This window comes from uncultured Aquincola sp. (assembly GCF_964001545.1).
GTDB lineage: Bacteria > Pseudomonadota > Gammaproteobacteria > Burkholderiales > Burkholderiaceae_C > Aquincola.
In genome coordinates this window covers 1-2,304 of the sequence record NZ_CAXFDV010000259.1, presented here as the reverse complement: position 1 = coordinate 2,304, position 2,304 = coordinate 1, and the positions used below count along the sequence as shown (strand labels likewise).

The 2,304-nt window shown below is 70.4% G+C and carries 2 protein-coding genes; both read right to left on the bottom strand.

Annotated features, from left to right (window positions below; all coding sequences use genetic code 11):
- On the bottom strand, positions 1–974 hold a 974-nt coding region (gene mraY, locus ABNT58_RS09065), incomplete at its 3' end, for a phospho-N-acetylmuramoyl-pentapeptide-transferase (protein WP_348753167.1).
- Positions 964–2,304 carry a UDP-N-acetylmuramoyl-tripeptide--D-alanyl-D-alanine ligase gene (gene murF, locus ABNT58_RS09060; protein ID WP_348753166.1) on the bottom strand — a complete coding sequence of 447 codons (1,341 nt, stop codon included), beginning with the start codon at positions 2,302–2,304 and terminating at the stop codon, positions 964–966. The genes mraY and murF, both read right to left, overlap by 11 nt.

The following is a 2,304-nucleotide window of genomic DNA, read 5'->3' as shown; positions in this document are numbered from 1 at the left end:
GCCACGAACACGCCGCCCATGATGGCCAGCACGATTTCCTGCCGGGTGATGACGGCGATGGTGCCCAGCGCGCCGCCCAGCGACAGCGCGCCCACGTCGCCCATGAACACCTGCGCCGGGTGGGCGTTGAACCACAGGAAGGCCAGGCCCGCGCCGGCCATGGCGGCGCAGAACACCATCAGCTCGCCCGAGCCGGGGATGTACGGGAACAGCAGGTACCTGGAGTACACCGAGCTGCCCACCACGTAAGAGAACACGCCCAGCGCCGAGCCCACCAGCACCACCGGCATGATGGCCAGGCCGTCGAGCCCGTCGGTCAGGTTGACGGCGTTGCTGCTGCCCACGATGACCAGGTAGGTCAGGATGATGAAGCCCCACAGGCCCAGCGGATAGCTCACCGTCTTGAAGAACGGCACCATCAGGTCGGCATTGGGCGGCAGGTCGCTGAAGCCGCTTTGCACCCACTGCAGGAACAGCTCCAGCACCCGCAGGTTGGAGGTCTCGGACACGCTGAAGGCCAGGTACACCGCGGCCACCAGGCCGATCAGCGACTGCCAGAAGTACTTCTCGCGCGAGGCCATGCCCTCGGGGTTCTTCTGCACCACCTTGCGCCAGTCGTCGGCCCAGCCGATGGCGCCGAAGCCGAAGGTCACCAGCATCACGATCCAGACGAAGCGGTTGCTCCAGTCGAACCACAGCAGCGTGGACACGCCGATGCCGATGAGGATGAGCACGCCGCCCATGGTGGGCGTGCCGCTCTTGGCCAGGTGCGTCTGCATGCCGTAGCCGCGGATCGGCTGGCCGATCTTCAGCGCGGTCAGCCGGCGGATCACCCAGGGCCCGAAGGCCAGGCCGATCAGCAGCGAGGTCATCGCGGCCAGCACAGCCCGGAAGGTGAGGTACTGGAACACGCGCAGGAAGCCCAGCGCATCGGGGTACAGGCCTTGCAGCCATTGGGCCAGGCTAAGCAGCATGGTCGCCTCCGGCGTTCTGCAGGGCGGCCACCACCCGTTCCATGCGCATGAAGCGCGAGCCCTTGACGGCCACCGCGCCCACGGCAGGCAGGTCGGGCAGCGCGGCGATCATGGCTTCCACGGTGTCGAAGTGGCGGGCGTTGGCATGCGCCTTGGCCGCATCGGCGCTGGCAGCGCCGGCGGCCCACAGCAGCTCGATGCCTTGCGCCTGCGCATGGGCGCCGACCTCGGCATGGAATTCGGGGCCGCGATCGCCCACTTCGCCCATGTCGCCCATCAGCAGCGCGCGCGGCGCGGCCAGCGTGGCCAGCACGTCGATGGCGGCGCGCATCGAATCGGGGTTGGCGTTGTAGGTGTCGTCGATCAGCACCAGCGGCTGGCCACGGTGCACCGCCTGCTTGAGCTGCGAGCGGCCCTTGACCGGTGCAAAGCCCTGCAGCCCCTGCACGATGGCGGCCAGCGGCGCACCGGCGGCCAGCGCGCAGGCCGTGGCGGCCAGCGCATTGCGCACGTTGTGCTCACCGGCCACGGGCAGCGTGAGGCTGGCGGGGCCGGCCGGGGTGTGCAGCGTCAGGGCCCAATGCGCGCCCATCCACAGCGCTTCGCAGGTGACGTCGGCCTGCCCCTGGCGCGCGAAGGTCAGGTGCGGGCGGCTGCCGGCCAGCGCCAGCCACAGCGGCGCATGGGCGTCGTCGGCCGGGAACACGGCCACGCCGGTAGGGCCCAGGGCTTCGATGGCGCTGCCGTTTTCGCGCGCCACGGCTTCCACCGTGGCCATGAATTCCTGGTGCTCACGCTGGGCGTTGTTGACCAGGGCCACCGTGGGCGCGGCGATGCGCGCCAGCAGCGCGATTTCGCCCGGGTGGTTCATGCCCAGTTCCACCACGCCGGCCTGGTGCCAGCGCTGGGGGTTCTGGCGCAGGCGCAGCAGCGTCAGCGGCACGCCGATGTGGTTGTTGTAGTTGCCTTCGGTGGCCAGCGCATCGTCGCCCAGCCAGGCCCGCAGGATGGCCGCGATCATCTGCGTGACCGTGGTCTTGCCGTTGCTGCCGGTCACGGCGATCAGCGGCAGGTCGTGCTTGCGGCGCCAGGCGGCGGCCAGGAATTCCAGCGCGCGCTGCACGTCGGGCACCTGCAGGCCCGGCAGACCGGCGGTGGCCAGCCCATGCTCGGCCAGCGCAGCCACGGCGCCGGCCTGCCGCGCCTGCGGCAAAAAGTCGTGCGCGTCGAAGCGCTCGCCACGCAACGCCACGAACAGGTCGCCCGGCTGCAGCGTGCGGGTGTCGCTGTGCACACGCAGCACCGGCGTGGCGGCATCGCCCACCAGCAG